General features: G+C 68.0%; 20 protein-coding genes and 1 tRNA gene. 4 read left to right on the forward strand and 17 right to left on the reverse strand.

Going from position 1 to position 23,430, the window contains the following annotated elements:
* Nucleotides 1-41: 41 nt before the first annotated feature.
* The gene (locus K1T34_RS11445) at nucleotides 42-1,076 is read right to left on the reverse strand and encodes a cytochrome d ubiquinol oxidase subunit II (protein WP_220244254.1); all 1,035 of its coding nucleotides are present in this window, start codon (nucleotides 1,074-1,076) and stop codon (nucleotides 42-44) included.
* Entirely contained in the window at nucleotides 1,073-2,464 is a 1,392-nt protein-coding gene (locus tag K1T34_RS11450; protein ID WP_370643677.1) for a cytochrome ubiquinol oxidase subunit I, read from the reverse strand. The genes K1T34_RS11445 and K1T34_RS11450 overlap by 4 nt, the downstream gene beginning before the upstream one ends.
* A gap of 987 nt (nucleotides 2,465-3,451) precedes the next feature.
* On the opposite strand from K1T34_RS11450, the gene K1T34_RS54665 reads away from it, so the two are divergent.
* Together K1T34_RS54665 and K1T34_RS11460 are read left to right on the forward strand one after the other, a co-directional pair.
* Nucleotides 3,452-3,646 carry a hypothetical protein gene (locus K1T34_RS54665; RefSeq protein ID WP_360593002.1) on the forward strand — a complete coding sequence of 65 codons (195 nt, stop codon included), beginning with the start codon at nucleotides 3,452-3,454 and terminating at the stop codon, nucleotides 3,644-3,646.
* 370 nt (nucleotides 3,647-4,016) lie between these two features.
* Entirely contained in the window at nucleotides 4,017-4,427 is a 411-nt protein-coding gene (locus tag K1T34_RS11460; RefSeq protein WP_220244239.1) for an Lsr2 family protein, read from the forward strand.
* Nucleotides 4,428-4,805: 378 nt separating this feature from the next.
* Here K1T34_RS11460 and K1T34_RS11465 read toward each other — a convergent pair whose 3' ends face one another.
* From K1T34_RS11465 to K1T34_RS11480, 4 genes are all read right to left on the reverse strand, one after another.
* Nucleotides 4,806-5,903 (reverse strand): hypothetical protein, encoded by a 1,098-nt coding sequence (locus K1T34_RS11465; protein WP_220244256.1) that lies wholly within the window; start codon nucleotides 5,901-5,903, stop codon nucleotides 4,806-4,808.
* A gap of 557 nt (nucleotides 5,904-6,460) precedes the next feature.
* The gene (locus K1T34_RS11470; protein WP_370643678.1) at nucleotides 6,461-6,967 is read right to left on the reverse strand and encodes a hypothetical protein; all 507 of its coding nucleotides are present in this window, start codon (nucleotides 6,965-6,967) and stop codon (nucleotides 6,461-6,463) included.
* A gap of 92 nt (nucleotides 6,968-7,059) precedes the next feature.
* A tRNA-Leu gene (locus K1T34_RS11475) sits at nucleotides 7,060-7,136 on the reverse strand.
* 31 nt (nucleotides 7,137-7,167) lie between these two features.
* Nucleotides 7,168-7,776, reverse strand: a complete 609-nt coding sequence (locus tag K1T34_RS11480) for a TetR/AcrR family transcriptional regulator (RefSeq protein WP_220244257.1) — start codon at nucleotides 7,774-7,776, stop codon at nucleotides 7,168-7,170.
* A 50-nt stretch (nucleotides 7,777-7,826) separates the two neighbouring features.
* On the opposite strand from K1T34_RS11480, the gene K1T34_RS11485 reads away from it, so the two are divergent.
* A complete protein-coding gene (locus K1T34_RS11485) occupies nucleotides 7,827-9,593 on the forward strand; it encodes a multicopper oxidase family protein (protein ID WP_220244258.1) in 1,767 nt (588 codons plus the stop codon).
* A 60-nt stretch (nucleotides 9,594-9,653) separates the two neighbouring features.
* Here K1T34_RS11485 and K1T34_RS11490 read toward each other — a convergent pair whose 3' ends face one another.
* The 3 genes from K1T34_RS11490 to K1T34_RS11500 all read right to left on the reverse strand — a co-directional run bounded on the left by K1T34_RS11490 (nucleotide 9,654) and on the right by K1T34_RS11500 (nucleotide 12,406).
* On the reverse strand, nucleotides 9,654-10,979 hold the full coding sequence (locus K1T34_RS11490; RefSeq protein WP_220244259.1) for an NAD(P)/FAD-dependent oxidoreductase: 1,326 nt from the start codon (nucleotides 10,977-10,979) through the stop codon (nucleotides 9,654-9,656).
* Nucleotides 10,980-11,063: 84 nt separating this feature from the next.
* Nucleotides 11,064-11,750 carry a uracil-DNA glycosylase gene (locus tag K1T34_RS11495; RefSeq protein WP_220244260.1) on the reverse strand — a complete coding sequence of 229 codons (687 nt, stop codon included), beginning with the start codon at nucleotides 11,748-11,750 and terminating at the stop codon, nucleotides 11,064-11,066.
* Nucleotides 11,750-12,406 (reverse strand): endonuclease V, encoded by a 657-nt coding sequence (locus tag K1T34_RS11500; RefSeq protein ID WP_220244261.1) that lies wholly within the window; start codon nucleotides 12,404-12,406, stop codon nucleotides 11,750-11,752. The genes K1T34_RS11495 and K1T34_RS11500 overlap by 1 nt, the downstream gene beginning before the upstream one ends.
* Nucleotides 12,407-12,456: 50 nt before the next feature.
* Here K1T34_RS11500 and K1T34_RS11505 point away from each other — a divergent pair, with 50 nt between their 5' ends.
* The gene (locus tag K1T34_RS11505; protein WP_220244262.1) at nucleotides 12,457-13,941 is read left to right on the forward strand and encodes a S10 family peptidase; all 1,485 of its coding nucleotides are present in this window, start codon (nucleotides 12,457-12,459) and stop codon (nucleotides 13,939-13,941) included.
* Nucleotides 13,942-13,969: 28 nt separating this feature from the next.
* On the opposite strand, the gene K1T34_RS11510 is transcribed toward K1T34_RS11505, so the two are convergent.
* The 8 genes from K1T34_RS11510 to K1T34_RS11545 form a co-directional block, all read right to left on the reverse strand.
* Nucleotides 13,970-14,833 (reverse strand): LLM class flavin-dependent oxidoreductase, encoded by an 864-nt coding sequence (locus tag K1T34_RS11510; protein WP_220244263.1) that lies wholly within the window; start codon nucleotides 14,831-14,833, stop codon nucleotides 13,970-13,972.
* Nucleotides 14,834-14,876: 43 nt separating this feature from the next.
* Nucleotides 14,877-15,803 carry a hypothetical protein gene (locus tag K1T34_RS11515; protein ID WP_220244264.1) on the reverse strand — a complete coding sequence of 309 codons (927 nt, stop codon included), beginning with the start codon at nucleotides 15,801-15,803 and terminating at the stop codon, nucleotides 14,877-14,879.
* Between the two features lie 187 nt (nucleotides 15,804-15,990).
* Nucleotides 15,991-17,688 carry a S8 family serine peptidase gene (locus tag K1T34_RS11520; RefSeq protein WP_255638454.1) on the reverse strand — a complete coding sequence of 566 codons (1,698 nt, stop codon included), beginning with the start codon at nucleotides 17,686-17,688 and terminating at the stop codon, nucleotides 15,991-15,993.
* An 89-nt stretch (nucleotides 17,689-17,777) separates the two neighbouring features.
* Nucleotides 17,778-18,776, reverse strand: coding sequence for an ABC transporter ATP-binding protein (locus tag K1T34_RS11525; RefSeq protein ID WP_220244265.1), 999 nt, complete (start codon nucleotides 18,774-18,776; stop codon nucleotides 17,778-17,780).
* Nucleotides 18,769-19,770, reverse strand: coding sequence for an ABC transporter ATP-binding protein (locus K1T34_RS11530; protein ID WP_220244266.1), 1,002 nt, complete (start codon nucleotides 19,768-19,770; stop codon nucleotides 18,769-18,771). Before K1T34_RS11530 ends, K1T34_RS11525 begins: the two co-directional genes overlap by 8 nt.
* A gap of 6 nt (nucleotides 19,771-19,776) precedes the next feature.
* A complete protein-coding gene (locus K1T34_RS11535) occupies nucleotides 19,777-20,730 on the reverse strand; it encodes an ABC transporter permease (RefSeq protein ID WP_220244267.1) in 954 nt (317 codons plus the stop codon).
* Nucleotides 20,723-21,649: an ABC transporter permease gene (locus K1T34_RS11540; RefSeq protein ID WP_220244268.1), complete on the reverse strand. Its 927-nt coding sequence runs from the start codon at nucleotides 21,647-21,649 to the stop codon at nucleotides 20,723-20,725. Before K1T34_RS11540 ends, K1T34_RS11535 begins: the two co-directional genes overlap by 8 nt.
* A gap of 95 nt (nucleotides 21,650-21,744) precedes the next feature.
* On the reverse strand, nucleotides 21,745-23,367 hold the full coding sequence (locus tag K1T34_RS11545; protein WP_220244269.1) for an ABC transporter substrate-binding protein: 1,623 nt from the start codon (nucleotides 23,365-23,367) through the stop codon (nucleotides 21,745-21,747).
* Nucleotides 23,368-23,430 lie beyond the last annotated feature (63 nt).

Here is a 23,430-nt window from a genome sequence, read left to right on the forward strand (position 1 = left end):
GCTGTGCCGCAATCACCCTTCGCAGGTGATTGCGGCACGGCTCAGCCGGCCGCGCGGTCAGCGGCGTCCTCGACGCCTTCCTCGGGCAGCAGCCGGCGCTGGTCGAGCACGTACAGCAGCACGAAGCCCGGCAGCACGATCAGCACCGCCACCCCCACCGCGACCAGCAATGCGACCAGGGTTCCGGTCGGCGCGGCGGCAGCAGAGACGGTGACGCTCTCCGGCAGAAGGTAGGGCCACTGCGCCACGCCCCAGCTGAAAATGATGCAGGCCACCGCGACCACAGCGAGCACTCGTGCACCTCGGGCGGCGTCGCGGACCAGCAGCACCAGAGCGCCGAACCCGCTCAGGACGCTGAGCACGACCAGTGGCAACGCCCACGACGAGGTCAAGCGGTCGAAGACGTGCGGGGCCGAGGAGCTCAGGACGACGAAGCCGATCACGGCGACCACGGCCGCGACCACGGCGGCCACCACCGCGCGGCGGCGGAAGTAGACCGCCATCGTGGTGTCATCTGCTCGACGTGCGTCCCAGACGAGATACACCGCCGCCAGGTACGCCGCCAGCACGACCGCCAGGCCGCCCGTCACCAGTGACGTCGGGTTCAGCCAGCTGTCGACGGGATCGCCGGCCTTCCCGCCGGCCGGCACGTGACCCGAAGCGATGCCGCCCGCGATCGCGCCGAAGCAGAAGGGCACGAGCACGGACGAGAGTGCGAATGCGCCACCGAAGACACGACGGGAGCGAACGGTGACGACAGACTTGCGGAACGCGAAGCTCGCGCCACGCAACACGATGCCGAGTGCCGCGATGGTCAGCGGGACGAACATGGTCAGCGTGATCGACTGGTACGCCGACGGAAAGGCGGACCACGTGACGACGAAGATGAAGATCAGCCAGACGTGATTGGCCTCCCACACCGGGCCGATCGATCGCTCTATCAAGCCGCGCGGTGCGGCACCTCGCGTCGGCCCGCCGGCGGTCAGGTCCCAGAATCCGGCACCGAAGTCGGCTCCCCCGAAGACCGCGTACGTCGCGAGGGCGACCAATAGCACGGTGGCCACGGCGGTACTCACGGCTCGGACTCGACGGTCTCGGCTGGCTCGGGTTTCTCCGTCGGCCCGTACGGGGTGTCGATGTCGGCGAACCCGCCTGCCCGGCGGAAGCGCCTGCTCATCGAGCGGAGCACCATGATCGTCGTGACGCCGAGTGCCAGGTAGAGAACGATCACGGCGATGAAGGTGATCCAGACACCGGCGTTCCCGGTCGCCGCGGCCTCGACCTTCATCAGGTTGTAGACGATCCACGGCTGGCGGCCGACCTCGGTGACCACCCAGCCGGCCTCCATCGTGACGACCGCGAGCACTCCCGAGCACGCCGCGGCGCGCAGGAACCACTTGCCCGTCGGCGCGCGCCGCCGGATCAACCAGATCGCGGCGTACCAGAGGGACAGCAGCAACAACAGCGAGCCGAGACCGACCATCACGTCCCAGGCGAGGTGGACGACGTTGGCCTCCAGGATCGTCGGACGGGTGTCGGCCGGCACGCTGTCGAGGCCTTGGACGACGGTCGACCGGCCGGTGCTCGGGTCGGACAGCCACGACGCCATGCCGGGGATCGGGATGCCGCCGGTGACCGTGCCGTCCGCATTGAGGTGGCCCAGCAGTGTCTCGGGAACGTCCGAGCTGGTCGTCGGCACCAGTTCGATGGCGGCGAACTTGACCGGTTGGTTGTCATACACCCAGCGCGCCAGGGTGTCGCCCACGCCGATCTGGATCGGTGTCGCCACCGCGGCGACGCTGAAGGGGATGGCGAACCCGAGCTTGTGGTAGCGATCGACCCGGCCGCGCAGCATGCCGACCGCGTAGACCGACGAGATCAGGAATCCGCCGACCAGATAGGCGGCGACGACCATGTGCGCGGCCTGCAGCGGCATCGCGTCGTTGAAAATCACCGCGAGCGGGTCGACGTCGACGATCTCGCCCTGCGCGTTCGCCGTGAACCCGGACGGGGCGTTCATCCAGGCGTTCGCCGCCACCACGGAGACCGAGCCGAACACCCCGGCGAGGACGATCGGCACGCCGGTCCAGAAGTGCGTCCACGGTTTCAGCCGGCGCCAGCCGAAGATGTAGATCGCGACGAAGATCGCCTCGGTGAAAAAGAACAGCCCCTCGAACGCGAACGGCACGCCGAAGGCCTCGCCCCAGGTCCCCATGAAGTGCGGCCAGAGCAGCCCGAACTCGAAACTCAGCACGGTCCCGGTCACCGCGCCCACCGCGAACGTCACGGCCATGTACTTCGACCACCGCTGTGCGAGCACCAACGCGGCACGGTCGTCCTTCCGTAACGCCCGGTAGTTCGCGATCAGCACCATGAACGCCCACGACACACCGAGCGGGACCAGGATGATGTGGAAAGCAAGGGTGAACGCCATCTGCGAACGCGCCCACGGGACCGGGTTCACGGCAGCCATGGTCGCCAGGCCAGTCAACGTCTCGCCCACAATCACCCCTGCCTCCCTGTGCACGGCCGCCGCCGCTCGGAGAGTTCGCCGATTGGGGCGCTGGCCCGACCCTCTCCGGTCCCGATCCCGACGGGCATCACCCAGCACGGATGACGTCGGCCGCCGATCGGACTGCGCCCGCACCGCCGCCACCCGACGATCGTGCCGTTGTCGTTGACCACCGCGAGCTCGCGTTCCAGTACTGCCGCGGCGCAACCTGCGGCGCACCAGTTCTCGCCGGTTTGAGCGGCGCCGCCTACGCAGGCCCACGACAAGTGAAGCCAAAACTGGTACAAGCGGCTCTGTCCCCTGCACCTGTTGCAGGACGTCGCAACAGGTGCAGATCAAGGAGAATCGTCGCCCGCTGGAAGCGTTTCACAGATGAGTCGGACTTCTTGCCACCGTAGTAGGTGAAGTTGTACCTGGAGTTCGGCGGATCACAGCTTCGCCGGCCGTCGTAGTTGTGTCCCTCGTACAAGCAGAAGTTCCATGGCGATCAATTCCGCTGCGAGCCGGCTGCCTTGTCCAGGCCCGGGTTGGCGAGGTTCGGCGACCCGGTCGTCAAGAATGCCATCGCCCGGCGCCGTCGCAGCCATCGAAAAGGCAGTAGTAGCCCGCAGAGCAGTCTTCCCAGCCGCCCGCCTGACCGGCCGCAACGCTGCCGGCGCAGCAGTAAGCCGAGCGCAGGCAGGGCGCAGAGGGCAGTGTTGGACATGGGTGTCCCCTTCGATGAATTGCAAAATTTTGGTTTGAAATGATTAGGCGATAGCACAGGTCCTCGAGCAGGACCTACTACTCTTGCCGTCTGGTCATGCCCGGGGCAGAGGCAGCCTCGCGGACCTGCTTCCATGACTGGCAGCGATCGCACCAGGCGAAGCCGGCGGCAGCGCCAGGAGCGGCCGCCAGGTCGTCGAGAGTATTCTCGCCTGCGTCGATGATCGGGCTGCGATGACCGCCGCATACTCGCTGCGCGGCCGCGACCAGCCTACCGCGTCCACGCCCATCACCCGGGAAGAAGTGTCGGCCTGCCACCAAGCGCGCCAATTCGTGTTCACCGCCGACGAAGTTCTCGATCGCATCGACGAGGTTGGCGACCTTCTTCAACCTCTCCTTGGCACCACCGCGCCATTGTCGGAGCGATAGTCGCACACTTGGCCCACGCGCTCGAAGGCAAGGCCCAGGCGGCATACCCATGTCGCGGCCGTCTGGAGCGGCGACTTCTCCATGGGCTCCAAACCCGCCGGGACGACGCCTCCACTGCCGGCAACACACCAGCCGAGGGCGATCTCCGGGGTGCACGCGCACGAGAACCCCAGGATCCAGTAGGAACTCCACCAGCTGGCCCGGTTCCGTCCAAACACCACGAAGTTCGCACAGACGGGAAACAGTCCGTCATTTCCTCAATGCAACCGCGCCGAAATGGCCAGAAATATTTGGTGATATGATCCCGCCCAGTCACAGCCTTCGTGCGCCTGGTCACGGTCAGCATGCACGCCAATTTCAAGGAGCACTCATGGCCCAGAAGGTTCTCGTCGAAATGCTGGACGACATCGACGGCAGCCCGGCCACCCAGACAGTCCCCTTCGGACTCGACGGTGTCAGCTACGAGATCGACCTGTCCGACGACAACGCCGCCGCCCTGCGCGACGAGCTCGCGCGCTACATCGGCGTGGGCCGCAAGACCGGTGGCCGCAAGGTGCGCGTCGCCGCGGGGCAGCCGACCGCGGCCACCCCGGCCGACCGCGAGCGCTCGCGCACGATCCGCGCGTGGGCCAACGAAAACGGCTACCAGATCTCCGAGCGCGGCCGCATCCCGTCCGACGTCGTGAACGCCTACGAGCAGGCCGAGCTCGAAGCCGCCAAGCCCTCCGCGCCGGCCCGCAAGCGCCCGGCGCGCAAGAAGGTCGCCGCCGCCAAGAAGTAGCACCGCGAGCCTGCTGACCGAGCTGCCGGCTCGTTGACAACGGACCCCCCGTTCGTCAACGAACCGACACCGGCCGGACGCGCCGTCACCCATCGCCAACGACCCGCCACCGCCGAGGGATCACGTGCCTCAACCTCAAAGACGAAACCGGCATGACCAACGTGATCGCCTTGGTCGAGCTGTTTCACCGGAGCAGGAGGGTTCTGCAGAACCATGCCGCCGTCGTCGTCCGCGGTATCGCCCAATCGACCAGGGCACCGTGTCCCTCGTGGCTAACCAGGTCACGCCGCTCGATCTGAAGGCTCTGACGATGAAGTCCAGGGGCTTTCGGTAAGCCGGCAATTGGGTGGCGAGACTTGGCACACAGTGTGAAGGCTCTCAGCCCGGCGGGGTGGCGGCGGTCCCGGTCTCCTCGACCGGGGTGATGGTCTCTCGTGGTTTCTTGCCACCCTTACGTTTGTCCGCGCGCCACCACAGCACATTGCCCCAGGAGAAGAAGATCACGAGCGCGGCACAGACCACGACGTAGATTCCGAGGACGATGAGCGGCAGCGTGATGCTGTTGCCGTGGAAATACAGCGTGTTGCGGACCAGGTAGAGGCCATTTCTCGGCGGCAGCACGACCCCGATGTCCTGCCAGAACGGCGGCAGGTACGCAACCCCGTTGCCGCCGCCGGTTGAGGGATTGCCGAAGAAGACGACGATGACGACCGTCACCAGCGTGCCGAGCGGACCTATCAGACTCTGCAACGTCGCAGCGAGTAGCGCGACCGCGAAACAGATCAACGCGAACTCCGGCCACAGCTTCCAGAAGTTGCTGCCCACATCGGGATAAGCCCGCAGGATCGGGCCGGCGATCAGGTCGACGACCAGACCGACGACGATCGAGTAGCCGAGCAGTACCGTGACGCGGCGGTGGGCCGCCGCCGTCTTGGTGCGTTGCATCGCAAACGTGGACCCGAGGTAGCCGGCCACCAGCAGAACGAACAGGGCCAGGCCGGGAACAACCCCCTCCGGGTCCTCCGGCGGGAGCATGTTGATCGGCTTCGCTTGCAGCTTCACACCCTCCTGCCGGGCAGCCTCCAGGTATGCCTGCGGCATCACGAACGGAGCCCACAGGCTCGCCGCGACGTTGATGATCAACGTGTTGGTTTGCGGGACAAATCCGCCGTAGATCTCGGCGTTATTCGCCGCGTTCTCCAGGTCGGCCTCGTTCGCGTACTGGTGGATGTCCAGGCTGACATTCTTCTGCACGTCCGTGGTCAACGATGACGACCCCGTGACCCCCCAAGGCACGTTGTGAGCGACGACCCCATGGTTCGCCGAAATGTAGGTCGTCGCCATGATCGTCGCCAAGACGAGGGCGATGAGGAGGCCGATCAACAACCGTCCCCACTGCGGTGCCTTCGAGTCCTTGACTTCGTCTGATTTCCCGTCCGCCTGCGGGCCGACCCCATCCGGCTGCTCCGACGCCACCAGCTTGCCTCCTCCCGAGGTGAACGACTCCGGCCTGCGTCGTCGGTCGGCTCAAACAGACCGGGTAGCGCGGATGGGCTGACCGCCGGCGTGGGTGAGACGTAGTCCCTCGTGTATCGGAGCCGGTCTCGTCGCAATGAGAATCACCTGATGAAGGTGAGCCGGGCGCCCACGTCGCCCTCCGTGAACGGCGAGGTTCAGAGGGTTTGACAGCTGAATGACAGTGGGGGTGACAGCCCTTCCCTCACCGGCAAGTCCTCTCACCCGGTCGACAGCGTGGCAGCGAGACCAACGTGACGAGGGCCGGCGCCGGACAGGCATACAGGGTTCATTGCGCCTCCGGCAGCACCACCTCGGAACGCACTGTCGCGCAGAGCGACCGCGCGGCCGTAGCCCCCACCCCAACTGCTTTCGCAACGTCTCCGTAGAAATTGGACGCCGGTGCGTTGTCCAATGCTCGGCGTTCAGGACGCGGGCTTAGTTCCAGCTTTGCGTCATCAGGCTGAACACGGTGAAGTGACTTTGCGCCGCTTGACACGCTTGGGGCAACAGCCGTTTCAATCGGCGGTTTCGGCGTGTGCACGGCAGGCACCTCGGCGGCAGCGGTGGTGGTCCCCGTCTGGCGCGATGATCGCAGCCTCGACTTTCGTCTTCGCCCATTCCTCGACGTCCTGGAGGCCCCCAAGCAAGCCCGGGCCCACTTCCGCCCAGCCGATGAGCAGCAGTGGTCCGACCGCGTCGAATGCCGCCTTGTCCCCTTGACCCGAGCAGACGGGATCGGCGACGTTCAGCGCACGGGTCACAGCGCTGGCCGCGAGCAGCAAACGCCGGGCTGGCTGCACAACACGGTCGGGAGCACTGTGAAGAGCGAGGTGCCGGGTGCCCACCAGCAACCCGAGGACCGTCAGGTCGACCGCCGGAGCAACGAGTGGAGCGACGTACGAGGGGACTCCGATCCGAAGAGCCAACGCCAGGACGTTTCCGAAGCCGAAAAGAAAAGTCAGCCCGATCACGATGCCCATCACCGTGGTCACGAACCCGGTCACGCCCGACGACGTGCCCATCATGGCCTCCCGCGCATCGACGAGAGGTCGTATGTGTCTTCGATGACCAGTGTGCCGGTCAGAGGGGGTTCACCACGTGATGATGGTCTGCGTGGTGCCCCCGACGGGGTTCGAACCCGCACTGGGTCGATTTTAAGTCGACTGCCTCTGCCAATTGGGCTACGGGGGCACGAACACCTTAGCGGGACCCCCGCGGCCCGTCAGATGCGCGGCGTGTGATCCGCCACAGCGGACGCCGGCGACAGCCCCGAAGCGCCCGATGGCGACAGCGCGTCCATCAGCAGGTCCAGATACCGCCGCCACCCCTCCGAAGCGCCGGCGGGGAACGACGGCAACGTCCCCACCAGCATCAACACCAGCCGCGGGACGTCGTCCGCCACCAGGTCCGCGCGGAACACGCCCGAGGCCTGGCCGGCGGCCACCAGGGCAGCCACCGGCGAGAAGAAGCGCCAAGCCAGATCCATCGTCAACGCACCCACGTTGTTGGCCGCGGCGAACAGCGGCTGCTCAACCGCCGCCAAACCCACCGCGGCTTCCAACGCGAGATAAACACCGTCGCGCGGAGCCGCGGAAGCAGCCCGCGACAGCACCGGCACGATCACCTCGTCGAACCGCGCCTCCAGCACCGCCCGCACCAGGTCCTGCTTGTGCGGGAACCGCCGGTACAACGTCGCGACCCCGACGCCGGCCGCGGCGGCGATCTCCTCCATCGGCACGGTGACGCCGCCGGCGGCGAAGACCGAGTAGGCCGCGTCGACGATGCGGCGGGCGTTGCGGGCGGCGTCAGCACGCAGCGGCTGCGGGGGCATGCCCTACACTACCAACTGATAGCTCACTATCACTTGGACAGGAACCTCCCATGGCAGAAGGCATCTCCCGTCGACGGCTGTTCAAAGCGACCGCAGCCACGGCAGCCACAGCAGCCACCGCGGCCATCCCGGCGACTGCGGCCCGAGCGCAAACCGACGTAGACCTCCGCACCTTCCCCTCGCCCGACCTCCCGCCCTACGTCGACGAGCTCCCGATCCCGCAGACCATCCGCGGCGACCACCGCCTCGCCATGGCCGAGTCCACCCACCGCTTCCACCGCGACCTCGCCCCCGCGCCCACCTGGTCCTACGGCGGCGCCGAATACCTCGGGCCCACCATCGAGGCCCACGCGAACCAGCGCCTCGAGCTGACGTTCGACAACAAGCTCGGCCGGCACCTCTTCGCGGAAGACGTCGACCCCACGCTCGACGGTGCGTCCGAGGAAAGCCGCGTCAAACCCCACACTTCGGTCCACCTGCACGGCGCCGTCACGCCGCCCGAGATCGACGGCCACCCGATGGACGTCTTCCTCCCCGGCGAGCACCGCACCTACCGCCACGAAAACCGCCAGCCCGCCGCCGGCCTCTGGTACCACGACCACGGCATGGGCCTCACGCGCCTGAACGTCCACGCGGGACTCGCGGGCATGTACCTCCTGCGCGACGAAGGCGACACCGGCGACCGCACCAACGCGTGGCACCTGCCCAGCGGCGAGTTCGAACTACCGCTGATCCTGGCCGATCGCCGCTTCCACGCCGACGGCTCGCTCAACTACCGCACCCTGACCCTCGTCCCGCAGGGTCACTGGGACGGCGGCCAGATCGGCGACCGCATGACGGTCAACGGCAAGGTGTCGCCGTACACGAACGTCGCCCGCGGCCAGTACCGGTTCCGGGTGCTCAACGCGTCGAACTTCCGCGCCTACCACTTGTTCTTCCGCGACCGCCGCCCGTTCCACGTGATCGGCAACGACGCCGGCCTGCTCGACACGCCCGTCGTCACCACCGACGTCCGCCTCACGCCCGGCGAGCGCGCCGACCTCGTGGTCGACTTCTCGGACCTCGAAAAGGGCGAACACGTCGACCTCATCAACGACCAACGCGAAGCCGCGCTCATCGCCCTCGTCACGGGCGCGCAGCCGCTGCCCGACGTCGTGCGTTTCACCAGCACTGGCGCGAAAGGTCACCAGCAGGCGCTGCCGACTCGCCTGCGCGTCACGAAAAAACCGTCGGCGCCCGACCGCCGCCGCGTCGTCACGCTCACCCAGGACCTCAAGCTCACGCGCTGGCCGCCGGTCGGCATGTCGCTCAACAACCTGTGCTTCGAGGACGATCCGATCGCCATGCCGCGCCAGGGAACCACGGAGCTGTGGGAGGTCGTGAACCTCACCATCGAGGACCACCCCGTGCACCTGCACCTGGTGAACCTGCACCTGCTCAACCGACAGATGTTCGACCCGGTCGCCTATTCACTAGCGAACCCGCGCCCGCCGATGCACACGGAGTGGGCGCCGCCGCCGGATGACTTCCTCCTCGGCGCACCCCAGCCGCCCGCGCCGTGGGAGGCGGGGCCGAAGGACACCGTGAACTGCCCGCAGAACACCGTCACGCGCTTCCTCGTGCACTTCCCGACGGCCGACGAGCTCGGCTTCGACCCGGACGCGACGTTCACCCCGGCCCGGCACGCGATGTCCGGCATGACCATGGCCGAGCACGACATGGACATGGACATGGACCTCCAGGGCTACGTCTGGCACTGCCACATCCTCGACCACGAAGACGACTGCATGATGGCGCGCTACCGCCTCGTCCAGTAACCGAAAACGCGAGAAGCCGGACCTCCCGACAGGAGGTCCGGCTTCAGCGGAGGAACGAACTCAGCCCTTCGAAACCCGGGCGAACTCTTCCTTCGGGTTGTTGATCTGCCCGAGCGAGATCACCTCACGGCGGAACAGGCCGCCGAGCATCCAGTCGAACAGGATGCGGGTCTTGCGGTTCCACGTCGGCATCGCCTTGAGGTGGTACGCGCGGTGGAAGAGCCAGGCCGGGAAGCCCTTGATCCTCAGGTTCAGCGCGTCGGCGACACCCTTGTGCAGGCCGAGGCTAGCGACCGCACCGAGGTTCTTGTGGAAGTAGTCCTTCGGCTGGCCACCGCGCAGGACCTTGATGATGTTCTTGGCCAGCAGCGTCGCCTGGCGCACGGCGTGCTGCGCGTTGGGCGGGCACGTGGCCGTCGGGTCCTGCTCGGTACGCGAGAGGTCGGGGATCGCGGCGTTGTCGCCCGCCGTCCACACCTCGGGGTGGCCGACGACCTGCATCGCGGCGGTGGCCTCGACGCGGCCGCGCTTGTCGAGCGGAAGGTCGGAGTCGGCGAGCACCGGGTTGGCCTTCACACCGGCCGTCCAGATGAGCGTATCGGTGTCGAACTCGGTGCCGTCCGAGAGCACGACGTGGCCGTTTTCGAACGACTTCGCCGCCGTCGACAGGTAGACCTCGATGCCGCGCTTCTCCAGCTGCTGCACCGTGTACACACCGAGCGTCTCGCGGACCTCGGGCAGGATCCGCCCGGCGGCCTCGACGAGCACCCAGCGGATGTCTGCGGGCTTGATGTTCGGGTAGTAGTTCTCCACCGCGAACCGGGTCATGTCCTCGAGCTCGGCCAGCGCCTCGATGCCGGCGAAGCCGCCGCCGACGACCGTGAAGGTCAGCAGGCGCTTGCGCAGCTCGGGGTCGAGCGTGCTCGCCGCCTCGTCGAGCTTGGTCATGATGTGGTTGCGCAGGTAGATGGCCTCGCCGATGGTCTTGAAGGCGATGCCCTGCTCCGCCAGGCCCGGGATCGGGAGGATGCGGGCGACGGCGCCGAGCGCGACCACGAGCACGTCGTAGTTCAGCGTCTCGATGTGGCCGTCGGCGGCCTCGACCGTGACGGCCTTGCGCTCGTTCTCGATCTTCGTCACGCGCGCGGTGAGCACGTGGCAGCGCTTGAGCACGCGGCGCAGGGGCACCACCACGTGACGGGGTTCGATCGCGCCGGCCGCAGCCTCGGGCAGGAAGGGCGCGTAGGTCATGTGCGGCTGAGGGTCAACGACGGTCACGGAGGCCTCGTTGGCGCGCAGCATCTTCTGGAGCCCGTACGCCGTGTACAGGCCGACGTAACCACCACCGAGGATGAGGATCCGAGTCGGTTCCGACTTAGCAGCCATGTCTCCATAGTCGCACTTGCCGAGCCGTATCGCTCGGGTACCCCGCCCTGCTGTGACCAGCGTCGCCATGCAGGCGGTAACGATTCAGAAGAGGCCGGCGGCCCTGGCCGCGGAGGCGAACACGTCACACACCATCGCGTGAGTCACACGGCCCGTCTGGACATTACGGGGTGACACGTGGTAGCAGCCGTGCAGCTGTAAGTCACCGAGCTCGACGACGGCCCCGTGGCCGAACGCCGGCCGCGGCGACGGCACCGGCCGGCCCGCCTCGGCGAGCACCGGCAGCAGCGCCTGCCAGCCGAACGCGCCGAGCACCACGACGGCCTTCAAGGTCGGGTGCAGGAGCCTCAGCTCGTCGGCGAGCCAGTGGCGGCAGGTGTCGCGCTCGGCCGGCGTCGGCTTGTTCTCGGGCGGCGCGCAGCGGACGGGTGAGACGAGGCGGGTGCCGCGCAGGGTGAGGCCGTCGTGCTTGTCAGTGGACGTGGGCTGCGACACCAGCCCCACCTCGTGCAGCACGCGGAACAGGAAGTCACCCGACGGGTCGCCGGTGAACATCCGCCCGGTGCGGTTGCCGCCGTGCGCCGAGGGCGCGAGCCCGACCACGGCCAGCGCCGCGTCCGCCGGCCCGAAGCCGGGCACGGGCTTGGCCCAGTACTCGTCGTCGAGGTAGGCGGCCCGCTTGGTGAGCGCCACGTTTTCGCGCCACGCCACCAGCCGCGGGCACGCGCGGCACCCGGTGACGGCGGCGTCGAGCTCCGCGAGCGTGTCCATCAGCGGCCGGCCAGAGCCGCGCGGCACAGGTGGTCGGCCGCGCGCGTCGTCTCGGGCAGGCGGTAGCGCGGGGTCAACGCGAGCGTCAGCCGGCAGGCGTGGTCGAGGCTGATCAGGTGGCCCGCGGACACGTAAACCGGTTTCACACCGGGCCTCGTGCGCACGACGGCGCCGAGCTGCTCGTCGCCGTCCAGCAGCGGCGCGGTGTCGCCGCGTTCCGGGCCGGGCTCCGCGTGCGTGCCGACGAGCCGCGTCTTGCCGACGCCGAAGGCCGGGATCCCCGTGAGCACGCCGAGGTGGCACGCGAGCCCGAAGCGCCGCGGGTGGGCGAGGCCGTGGCCGTCGCATGCGAATACCTCGGGCGGGTGCGTGAGCGCCGCGATGGCGTCGAGCAGCGGCGGCAGCTCGCGGAAGGCGAACAGGCCCGGCTCGTACGGGAAGGTGACCTCGCCCGTGATCACGCGTTCCTCGACCACGCGCAGGTCGTCGAGGGCCAGCGTGACCGCGGCCGCGGCGATGCGCGTGCCGGCCGGGTCGTAGGCGACGTCGAGGCCGGTCACCGTCGCCGGCGCCGGGCAGGCGTCGGTGAGGTCCACGCGGCCGCGGAGCGCGTCCTGGACCTCGCGGGCCTCGGGAATCGTGACGGGCCAGCGCATTCCGCCAGCTTTCCACAGCCGTCCCCAGCCCGGTTGGCTAAGTTGGGTCCATGTCGGACACCACCGAAGAGACCCCCGAAAAGCCGGCCACGGCGGAGAAGCCGCCGGAGCCCGTCGACGACCTCGTGACCACGCACCACACGCTCACGGTCAAACGCCGCAAACTGGCCTACACCGCTCAGGCCGGGCGCGTGGTGCTGCGCCAAGAGGTGCTGAAGGACGGCAAGTCGGAGGGCCACAAGCCCAAGGCCGAGGTGTTCCTCACCGCCTACACGCTCGACGACGCCGAGCCGGGCTCGCGCCCGGTCACGTTCGCGTTCAACGGCGGCCCCGGCTCGTCCAGCATCTGGCTGCACATGGGCCTGCTGGGCCCGCGGCGGGTGCTCTCGGGTGACGTCGACGACCTGGTCGCGCCCCCGTACGGCCTCGACGACAACAGCGAGACCCTGCTTCAGCACAGCGACCTCGTGTTCATCGACCCGGTCTCCACGGGCTACTCGCGCGTGACCGAGGGCGGCGAGTCGAAGGACTACACCGGGTTCCAGGAGGACATCGACTCGGTCGCCGAGATCATCCGGCTGTGGGTCTCGCGCAACGGACGCTGGCTGTCGCCGAAGTTCCTCGCCGGCGAGTCGTACGGCACGCTGCGCGCGGCCGCGCTGGCCGGGCACCTGCAGGACCGCTACGGCCTGTACCTCAACGGCCTGCTGCTCATCTCGTCCGTGCTCGACATGGGCACGCTGCGCTTCCACGAGGGCAACGACCTGCCGTACTCGCTCTACGTGCCAACCTACGCGGCCATCGCGCACTACCACGGCTTCCACGGCGACCGCCCCCTCGACGACGTCCTGGCCGACGCCGAGGACTTCGCGGCCAAGGAACTGCCGTGGGCCCTGGCGCGCGGTGCGCGGCTGTCCACTCAGGACCGCGCGGAGACCGTGGCCACGCTGGCTTCGCTGACGGGGCTTTCGGAGTCCTATGTGGACCGGGTCAACCTGCGGATCGAGCACGTGCGCTTCTTCACGGAGCTCCTGCGCGACCGCGGCCTGCTCGTCGGGCGTATGGACGGCCGGTTCACCACGTGGGAGGTCGACGGCGGCCGCGAGCACATGAGCGACGACGCGTCGATCTCGCGCATCATCGGCGCGTACTCGGCCGGCTTCAACCACTACATCCGCGACGAGCTCGAGTACAAGAACGACCTGCCGTACGAGATCCTGTCCGGCGATGTCTTCAAGGCGTGGTCGTACAAGGACTTCGAAGGCCGGTTCGTGTCCGTTGTGGACTCCGTGAGCGCCGCCATGCGGGCGAACCCGCACCTGAAGGTCCACGTCGCGTTCGGTCATTACGACGGCGCCACGGCATACTTCGCGAGTGAGCACGTGCTCGCCCACCTGCAGATCCCGGACGACCTGCGCGACAACATCGAGACGGCCTACTACCCGGCCGGACACATGATGTACGTGCACGAACCGACGCGGATCCAGCAGTCGAAGGATCTGGGGAAGTTCGTGAAGTCGGCTTCGAACCGGTGATTCTTTCGAGTCGTTCGGGTCTTTCGGTCTAGAGGACGAGGTCGGCCAGCCGGTCGACCTCGTCCGGATCGGCCACGGTCGGCGTGAACGTGAGCTCGTTGAGCCCGGCTGCCTCGAAGTCCCGCACGATCGCCCTGATCTTCTCCGGCGTCCGCACGGCTCCGTCGGCGATCGTGTCGGCGTGGTCTCCGGCGTAGGCGTAGTAGGAGCGCAGGTACTCGTCGCCGCTGTCGGGTTGTGCCGCCGAGAAGTACGCCAACCCGAGCAACCGCGGCTCGCCGACCCGGCCGGCTTCCGCCCACGCGTCGCGGATTTCCCTGACCGTCGGCTCCGCCCGCGCCGGCCCACCACCGGCGCCGGTCCACCCGGCCGCGTGCTCGACTGTCCGCCGCACTGCCCGCTTGCTGTGCCCACCGATCAGGATCGGAATCCCCGGCGGCTCCGGCACCACGGCCCTCTTCTCGCCCGGAAAGTCGCCGTCGGCCACGGCTTCACCACGCCACGCCTGCTTGAGGTAGCTCAACTGCCGGTCGAACGCCGCCCCGCGCCCGGCGAAATCCCGCTCCGCCGGCAGGTAGTCCGACTCGCGCGCACCCACGCCGAGCCCGAGCGTCAGCCGCCCTTCCGACAACGACGCCACGGTGCCGGCCACTTTCGCCAGGACCGCGTCCGGGTACGTCGGCCCCAGCACGGCGTTGGTGACCAGCCCGATCCCGCTCGTCGCCCCGGCCACGCCGGCCAGCGCCGTCAACGAGTCCAGCGACGGGTACGCCACCCGCCCGATCGTGGACACGAAGGCAAACCCGCGCTCCTCCGCCCGGCGTGCCCACTCGAGCACCAACGGTCCACTCGTGCCGGGCACCGTGTTGGGAATTCCGATACCGATCCGCATGTCGCCAGTGTGCAGCCCTGGGCCGCCTGCCGCAGCGCTCGGCTCAGGGCACGAAAGCCGCGCCGACGCTCTGGTTGTTGGCCTCGATGAGGAACGAGTTGTGCGCCGCGTTGGCCGTGACCCTGGTGTACACCACGAAGTCGCGCGAACACGTCGCGACGATCGGAACGTTCGTCACCCAGGTGTTGATCTTGAAGTGGTGGACGGTGTTCGTCACGGTCACGCCCGCGAGGGGACCGTTGGTGGTGGTGTTGCAGGGATTGCCGTTCGCGTCGAGCTGGTTCACCACGAGCTGCGTGCCCACCAGCGAGTTCGCGCCGTCCATCCGCGCACCCGCCGAGCGTTGGCACAGGCCGTTGTCCGCGTTGTAGCAGACGGTGATGTTCACATCGCCGATCGCCTGCACGACCGTCGCCCCGGCGGGCGCGGTGAACGACACGGAGTTCGCGGTCGCCGCGGAGTTCACCAGCACCTTGCCGTTGAACGCCTGCTTCACGGCGGCGATGGGCCCGTCGACGTCCTGTAGGTACGAGGAGGCGAGCACCGAGATGTGGCCGCTGACGTTCGCCGCGTGGTTCACGAACTGCGCATACACCGCACAGGTGAGCGCGCTGTCCGCCGGCGCGGTCACGAACCCGCGGGTGAGCAACGTCGTCGCGGTGTTCGCGAGCACGTTCTGCCCGCTCACCAGCTGCGCCGCGTTCACGGTCTGCCCCGGCCGCCGGCAGTACACGAGGTGCGAAACCTCTGTGACCTGCGCGGCGTCGTCCACGTTCAGCTTGCTGCTGACGTACCGCGTCTCCCCGGCCGGCACGGTGACCGCCGCCCCGAGCGCCCGCGTGTGCTTCCCCGCGGCCGGCGTACTGGACGGATCACTCGCGTACCCGCCGGGCGCGGAAATCGGCACGGTCGTCGCGGCGTTCGCCGCCCCGGCCCCGGCCAGGAGCCCCGCCACGACCATCCCGGCCACGGCCACCTTGGCCCACCCACCACAACGCACAGCCCCCACCCCCAAGGCGCGGCACTCGACGCGCCGCCCCCATCGTTGGGCGCGCCGGTTTGCGGTGTCAATGCCCCTATTCGCGATTCACCACTTGGCGCGAAACGGCCCTGTGCCAAGGCCGAAAACCTTGACACAGGGCCGTCAACCGCGAGAACTACTGCTTCACGTACTTGGCCCCATGCGTCACAGCCGCATAGGCATCCACGGCACCATGCCCGTAAAACGCGTTGAACGAAGCATTCCCCGTACAAGTGGCCGTGAACGACTCGTCCCGGCCCTCGTCCAGGTAGTCCACCGTCCGCGGCACCGGGCAGGCGACCTGGGAAGCCGTCCCCTCCAAAACGCGCTGCACCGCATCTGGGTCCATGCCGAAGCCGGAACCCGACTTCTTCCCGTACTCGGAAACAATCAACGCCGCCACGCCGGCAGCGTGCGGCGTCGCCATCGAAGTCCCCTGCAGCCACTGGTAGTACCCGACCCGGCCGTCACGAGCGACGGCCTTCTGCACACCCGCGGCGACCCCGGCCGGAGTCACGTTGCCGGCCTCGTCGACGTTCCCCTCGGCCACAGCCACATTGCGCGGGTAAGCCGACAGGATCTCGTTCTCCACCTTCTGGAACCAAGGCGTCCCGAAGCCGTCCCGGAAATACCCACCGGGCGCGGAAACCGAGATCTGCTCGGTCCCGTAATTGGAGTAGTCCGCCTTCGCCTGCGAGGGCCCGAAAGCACCCACACCGATCGTGTGCGGGCCTTCCGCCGGGAGGTTGAAGCAGGACGCGTTGTCGATCTGACGCGGGTGCGCCGAGGTGCTCGGGTAGTCCGGGCTGGTCGCGTCGGGCAACGGCGCGCCGAGGTCCGTGTGCTCGTTGCCGAGCGCGACGACCATCGAAACGCCCTTGCGGTGCGCGTAGTTCAGCGCCCGCGTGGTGGCCTCGATGACGGTGCGCTGCTCGGCCTGCTCCTCGGCGGAGTCGGCCGGGTTCGCGCGGCAGTTGTAGAGCCACGGGTCGGTGTAGAAGCTCATGTTCACCACGTCGATGCCCGCGTCACCGGCGTAGGTCAACGCGTCGACAGTCGACTGCAGGAAGAAGAAGCCCGAGTCCTGGCCGGCGCGGATGTTCACCAGCGAGACGCCCGGCGCGACGCCCGAGACGCCGAAGCCGTTCACCGCCGCACCGATCGTGCCGGCGACGTGGGTGCCGTGGCCGTTGTCGTCGTGGTCCACGGGGTCGACGCAGCCGCGGTACTCGCACGGACCGTCCACCACGGCGCCGTTCACATCCGCGACGATGTCCCGCGTGAAGTTGCGCGAGTCGGCGCGGTCGAAGTTCGGCGCGATGTCCGGGTGACTGGCGTCGATGCCGGTGTCGATGATGCCGACCTTCACGCGCTTGTCACCGGGCTGCACGGTGCGCGCGAGGTCCGACCGGGTGGACTTCAGGCCCCAGAGCTCGTCGTCCAGCGGGTCTGTACCAGAAGCACCACGCTTGGCACCGGAAGCCTTCCCCCGGCCCTCCTTCTCGACCGCGTCGTGCTTCACCTTCTTGCCGTCCCGCGGCGCCGAGCCGATCGCCTTCGACCGGGCCGCGCCGAACACCGCGCTACTGGAAGACACCCGCGCCACGAAGCCCGAAGCCGCCGAAGCCGTGATCAGCCCGACGGCGTCGTTCCGGGCCACCACCGTCCCGCCGGCGGCCTCGACCGCGGCCACGGCGGCGCCGACGTCCGAACGCGCCAGCACCGTGAACTCCGTGACCGGGCCGGACACCCCCGCCGACGCGACCGGCACGAAGGAAGCCGCACCGAGCAGGGGTACCGCCAACACGGCGAGAAGCAGTCTGGGTCTTTTCACGAGTCCTCCTCCAACGCGAAAACCGACAATGCAACGTACATACCGGACACACGTCGCAGCAATCGTCAGGAGGAGGAACCCGACTAAAGTCAGGGCACCACGGACCGGGCTTCCGCGAAGTGACACGCCGAGAGGTGCCCGTCGGTGCGCGGCGAGAGCTCGGGCACCTCCGTGGCGCAGATGTCCTGCGCCTTCCAGCACCGCGTGCGGAACCGGCAGCCCGACGGCGGGTCGAGCGGGCTCGGCGGGTCGCCCTCGAGCCGGATGATCTGCCGCTGCCCGCGCACCTCCGGGTCGGCCACGGGCACGGCCGAGAGCAGCGCCTGCGTGTACGGGTGCGAGGGCCGCTCGTAGATCTCGTCCTCGGTGCCGATCTCCACGATCTTGCCCAGGTACATCACGGCCACGCGCGTGGCGAGGTGGCGCACCACGGACAGGTCGTGCGCGATGAACACGTACGACAGCCCGAACTCCGTCTGCAGGTCGCCGAGCAGGTTCATCACCTGCGCCTGGATGGAGACGTCCAAAGCGGACACCGGCTCGTCGCAGATGATCACCTTCGGCCGCAGCGCGAGTGCCCGCGCGATACCGATGCGCTGGCGCTGCCCGCCCGAGAACTGGTGCGGGTAACGGTTGAGGTGCTCGGGGTTGAGCCCCACCACGTCCAGCAGCTCGCGCACCTTCTGCGCGCGCGAACCCTTCGGCGCCACCTCGGTGTGGATCTCGAACGGCTCGCCGATGATGTCGCCGACCGTCATCCGCGGGTTCAGCGACGTGTACGGGTCCTGCAGCACGATCTGGATCTGGCGCCGCAGCCGCCGCAGCTCACCGCCGCTCAGCTTGAAGATGTCGCGGCCCTCGAACGTCGCCCCGCCCGCGGTCGGCTCCTCCAGGCGCATCAGCACCTGCGCGAGCGTCGACTTGCCGCAGCCCGACTCGCCCACCACGCCGAGCGTCTCGCCCGGCGCCAGGTCGAACGAGACGCCGTCGACGGCCTTGACGTGCCCGACGGTGCGCTTGAACAGCACGCCCTGGCGCACCGGGAAGTGCTTCACCAGCTCCTGCACGCTGAGAATCGGCTCAGACACGGCTTTCCACCACCTCTTCGGCGAAGTGACACGCACTGACCCGGCCGAACCCGAGACTGTGCAACGACGGCCGTTCCTCCGAACAGCGTTGCTCCGCCCGCTTGCACCGCGGGTGGAACGGACAGCCCGAAGGGATGTGGAGCAGGCTCGGCGGCAGCCCCTTGATCGTCTCCAGCGTCTGGCCCTTGAGATCCAGGCGCGGCAACGAGTCCATCAGCGCCGCCGTGTACGGGTGGCCCGGTGACTTGAACAGCTCGCGCACGTCGGCCTGCTCCACGATCCGGCCCGCGTACATCACGGCGATCCGGTCGGCGACCTCCGCGACCACGCCCAGGTCGTGGGTGATGAGGACCAGCCCCATCTGCCGTTCGCGCTGGATCTCGCCCAGCAGGTCCATGATCTGGGCCTGCACGGTCACGTCGAGCGCCGTGGTCGGCTCGTCCGCGATCAGCAGCACGGGGTCGAGCGCCAGCGACATCGCGATCATCGCGCGCTGGCGCATGCCGCCCGAGAACTGGTGCGGGTAGTCCTTCACGCGCCGCGCGGCGGCCGGGATTCGCACCAGGTCCAGCAGCTCGATCGCGCGCTTGCGGGCGTCCTGTTTGGACATCCCCTGGCGCACGCGCAGCTGTTCTTCGATCTGGAACCCCACGGTGAACACGGGGTTCAGCGCCGAAAGCGCGTCCTGGAAGATCATCGCGATCTCGGTGCCGCGCAGCTCGCGCCGCCGCTCGGGCGTGGCCGTGAGCAGGTCCTCGCCGCGGTAGCGGATCGAACCGCCGGTGATCACCCCCGGCGGCATGTCGAGGATGCCCATGATGGTCTGCGCGGTCACGCTCTTGCCGGAGCCGGATTCACCCAGCACCGCAAGGGTTTCGCCGGCGTGCACGGAGTAGCTCACGCCGTTGAGCACGTTGGCGACGCCGTCGGACGTGCGGAACTCCACCTGGAGGTCTTCGACCTCGAGCAGCAGTTCGTTCTGTGTATCGGTCATCGGCCGCTACCTCGACTTCGGGTCGAGCGCGTCGCGGATCCCGTCACCGAGCATCACGAACGCGAGCACGGTGATGGTGACGAACGCACCGGGGAACAAGAGCATGTGCGGGTCGGCCCGGAAGTAGTCGCGCGAGTCGCTGATCATCACGCCCCACGAGATCACCGGCGGCCGCACGCCGATGCCGAGGTACGCGAGCGTGGCCTCGGCGCCGATGGCCGCGCCGAGCGCGATGGTGGCGTAGACCAGCACCGGCGCGAGCGTGTTGGGCAGCAGGTGCCGGAACACGATGCGCGGCGTGCTGGCGCCGAGCGCACGAGCGGCCTTCACGTAGTCGAGCTGCTTCGCGACCAGCGTCGCCGAGCGCATGATGCGCATGGCGACCGGCCAGGTCAGCACCGCGATGGAGCAGACCACCTGCACGATGATCGTCACGGCGCCAGGGTTGGAGCCAGGCGCGTTGAACGTCGTGAGAATGACGATCGCGCCGAGCACGAACGGCAGGCCGGCGAAGATGTCGCCGAGCCGCGAGAGCAGGCTGTCGATCAGGCGGCCGTAGTAGCCGGCGAGGATGCCGACCAGCGAGCCGAACACCACCGTCAGGATCGTCGCGAACACCCCGACCAGCAGCGACGCGCGAGCGCCGTAGATGGTGCGGGTGTAGACGTCGTAACCCTGGTTGTCGTAGCCGAACCAGGCGTCGGACGACGGGCCCTGGTTGGCCTTCGTCAGGTCGCCCATCCCGGGGTCACCGTGCGCGAACAGTCCCGGCGCGACCGCGATGAGCACGATGAACACGATGATCACCGCGGAGATCACGAACGCCGGCTTGCGGCGCAGCTGGCGCCAGGCGTCACCCCACAGGCTGCGGGGCTTCTTCGCCTCGGTCGCGGAGTCGTCGATGCGCGACAGCTCCGCCGCGTCGACAGCCGTGCCCCCGACGAGGTTGGGGTCAGTCATAGCGGATCCTCGGGTCGAGAACGGCGTAGAGCAGGTCCACGATCAGGCTCATCAGCAGGTACACGAGCACGAGCAGCACCACGACGCCCACGACGGTGGCGCTCTCGCGGTTCTGGATGCCGCGGAAGATGAGCCCGCCCAGGCCGTTGATGTTGAACACGCCCTCGGTCACGATCGCGCCGCCCATCAGCGCGCCCAGGTCGGTGCCGAGGAACGTCAGCACCGGGATCACCGAGTTGCGCAGCAGGTGCACGCCGACCACGCGACTGTTGGGCTGGCCCTTCGCGATGGCCGTGCGGATGTAGTCGGCATGGCGGTTCTCCGCGATCGACGTTCTCGTGAGCCGCGCGACGTAGGCCATCGAGAGGCTGCCCAGCGCGATGCCGGGCACGATCAGCTCGCCGAAGCCCGGGTTGTCCGACACGCTCGTGTCGATGATGCCGAGCTCGGTGCCCAGCACGAGCTGTAGCACGATCGCGGTCACGAACACCGGCAGCGAGATGAGGAACGTGGTGGAGACGAGCACCAGATTGTCGAGGAAACCCTTGCCGCGCAAGCCGGTCAGCACGCCCGCGGTCAGGCCGATCACGGCCTCGATAAGCACCGCGACGAGCGCCAGGCGCAGCGTGATCGGGTAGGAGGTGGCGATCAGCTCGCCGACGGAGGTGCCGTTGAAGGTCTCGCCCCAGTCGCCCGTGAACAGGCTGCCGAGGTACTTGAGGTACTGCAGGATCAGGTTGTCGTTCAGGTGGAACTTCTCGGTCATCAGGTCGACGTAGGCCTGGGGGCAGGCCGTCTGACCGCACTTGCCCGAGAAGGGATCACCCGGGACGGCCCACACCAGCACGTAGATCAGGAAGGTCGTTCCGAAGAACACCGGGATCAGCTGGAGCAGGCGTCGCAGGACGTAGCGAATCATGCGTCAGTTCCTAGGAGTGCGCGCCGGGCGAGCCGCGAACCGTCCTTTTGAGACGGTCCGCGGCTGCCCTGGTGATGGGACGTCTTCTCAGCGCGTCACTTGGTGACCTCGACCGACGAGTAGTCGGCGCGGCGGCGGAAGTCGAGCGTCACGGTCTTGGTGTGCTTGGACTTCGCGGCCACACCCTTCTCGTCCCAGACCGGGATCGAGGGCAGGTCCTTGGCGATGGCGTCCTCGGCCTGCTGGTAGATCTTGATCGCGGCGTCCTTGTCCGGCGTGGAGTCGGCCTGCTCGAGGAGCTGGTCGACGGCCGGGTTGGTGTAGACCGAGTCGTTCGACGAGGCACCCGACCGGTAGATCGGGTTCAGGAAGTCCTCGATCGACGGGTAGTCGGCCGACCAGTCCGAACGGCCCATGCCGGTCAGCTTGTGGCCCGTCACGATGCTGCGCCACTGGCCGAAGTCCGTGGCCGGCACGAAGTCGCACTCGACGCCGAGCACGTTCTTGATGCTGTTGCACGCGGCCACCAGCGGCTCCTTGCGGCCACCGTCGGCGTTGGACGCGATGGTGAGCTTGCCCTTGAAGCCGGACTTCGCGAACGCCGCCTTGGCCGCGGTCGGGTCGAACTTGCAGAACTCGCACACGGCCGGGCGGTAGCCCTCGATGCCCTGCGAGACGTAGCCGTCGGCCGGCACGTAGGTGTCGTTCATGACGGTCTTGGTGATCTGCGTGCGGTCGATCGCCATGGAGATGGCCTTGCGCAGGTCGAGGTTGTCGTAGCCGGGCACGTAGTACGGCACGGCGATGGTGCTGATGCCGAGCAGGTGACCGATGACCAGGTTGTCCTTGAGATCGGTCTTGTACTTGCTGCCGGCCAGCGCCGAGGGCGGGAGCGTCTCGATGAAGTCGAGCTTGTTGCTCAGCAGGTCCTGGTACGCGGTTTCCTGGCTCGCGTAGATCTTGATGTCCAGGTCCTTGAACTTGACCTTGTCCTGGCCCTTGTAGTCGTCGTTGCGCGTCAGCTTGATGTCGACGTTCGGCGTGCGGCTGACGAACTTCATCGGGCCGTTGCCGATCGGGTGCTGCGCGAAAGCCTTGGGGTCCTTGAAGAACACGTCGGGCAGCGGTGCGAAGGCCGTGTAGCCGATCTTGGTGGCGAAGACCGAGAACGGCGCCTTCAGCGTCACCTGGAACTCGTAGTCGCCCTTCACGACCAGGCCGGACATCTTGTCCGTGGTCGGCTTGGCGTTGTCGTCGGCCGGGTGGACGTCGTCGTAGCCCTGGATGTTCTCGAAGAACGTGCTGTTGATCTGGCCGTTGGGCGAGTAGGCGCCGTAGTTCCAGGCGTCGACGAAGTTCTTGGCCTTGACCTCGGTGCCGTCGTGGAACTTCCAGCCCTGCTTGATCTTGATGTCGAAGACCTTGGAGTCGGTCGTGGTGATCGACTCGGCCATCTGGTTGTAGGGCTGCGCGTTGTCACCCTTGAACGCGACCAGCTCGGCGAACATCGCGTCGACGGCCTTCGAGCCACCCAGCTCGTTGGTGTTCGTGGGGATCAGCGTGTTCTGCGGCTCGGTGCCGTAGACGGTGAAGGTCCCGTTGGGATCCACCTCGCCGGACGACCCGCTACTGCTGGAGCCACCACCACACGCGGCCAGGACCAATGACAAGGTTGTCACCACCGCGGCGGCTCCCCAGAGCCTGCGTGAACGCCGCATCGTTCCCCTCCATCTCATGTTCCCGAAAAGTGAGATGGAGGTTATCGGGCTATTGGCGGTTTG

The organism is Amycolatopsis sp. DSM 110486 (assembly GCF_019468465.1).
Lineage (GTDB): Bacteria > Actinomycetota > Actinomycetes > Mycobacteriales > Pseudonocardiaceae > Amycolatopsis.

Bases quoted from the DNA above. Each gene is read 5' to 3' on its own strand.
- K1T34_RS54665 (WP_360593002.1), top strand. From the start codon at position 3,452: ATGACCGCCGCATACTCGCTGCGCGGCCGCGACCAGCCTACCGCGTCC.
- K1T34_RS11460 (WP_220244239.1), top strand. From the start codon at position 4,017: ATGGCCCAGAAGGTTCTCGTCGAAATGCTGGACGACATCGACGGCAGC.
- K1T34_RS11470 (WP_370643678.1), bottom strand. From the start codon at position 6,967: ATGGGCACGTCGTCGGGCGTGACCGGGTTCGTGACCACGGTGATGGGC.
- K1T34_RS11480 (WP_220244257.1), bottom strand. From the start codon at position 7,776: ATGCCCCCGCAGCCGCTGCGTGCTGACGCCGCCCGCAACGCCCGCCGC.
- K1T34_RS11485 (WP_220244258.1), top strand. From the start codon at position 7,827: ATGGCAGAAGGCATCTCCCGTCGACGGCTGTTCAAAGCGACCGCAGCC.
- K1T34_RS11490 (WP_220244259.1), bottom strand. From the start codon at position 10,979: ATGGCTGCTAAGTCGGAACCGACTCGGATCCTCATCCTCGGTGGTGGT.
- K1T34_RS11495 (WP_220244260.1), bottom strand. From the start codon at position 11,750: ATGGACACGCTCGCGGAGCTCGACGCCGCCGTCACCGGGTGCCGCGCG.
- K1T34_RS11500 (WP_220244261.1), bottom strand. From the start codon at position 12,406: ATGCGCTGGCCCGTCACGATTCCCGAGGCCCGCGAGGTCCAGGACGCG.
- K1T34_RS11505 (WP_220244262.1), top strand. From the start codon at position 12,457: ATGTCGGACACCACCGAAGAGACCCCCGAAAAGCCGGCCACGGCGGAG.
- K1T34_RS11510 (WP_220244263.1), bottom strand. From the start codon at position 14,833: ATGCGGATCGGTATCGGAATTCCCAACACGGTGCCCGGCACGAGTGGA.
- K1T34_RS11530 (WP_220244266.1), bottom strand. From the start codon at position 19,770: ATGACCGATACACAGAACGAACTGCTGCTCGAGGTCGAAGACCTCCAG.
- K1T34_RS11535 (WP_220244267.1), bottom strand. From the start codon at position 20,730: ATGACTGACCCCAACCTCGTCGGGGGCACGGCTGTCGACGCGGCGGAG.
- K1T34_RS11540 (WP_220244268.1), bottom strand. From the start codon at position 21,649: ATGATTCGCTACGTCCTGCGACGCCTGCTCCAGCTGATCCCGGTGTTC.
- K1T34_RS11545 (WP_220244269.1), bottom strand. From the start codon at position 23,367: ATGCGGCGTTCACGCAGGCTCTGGGGAGCCGCCGCGGTGGTGACAACC.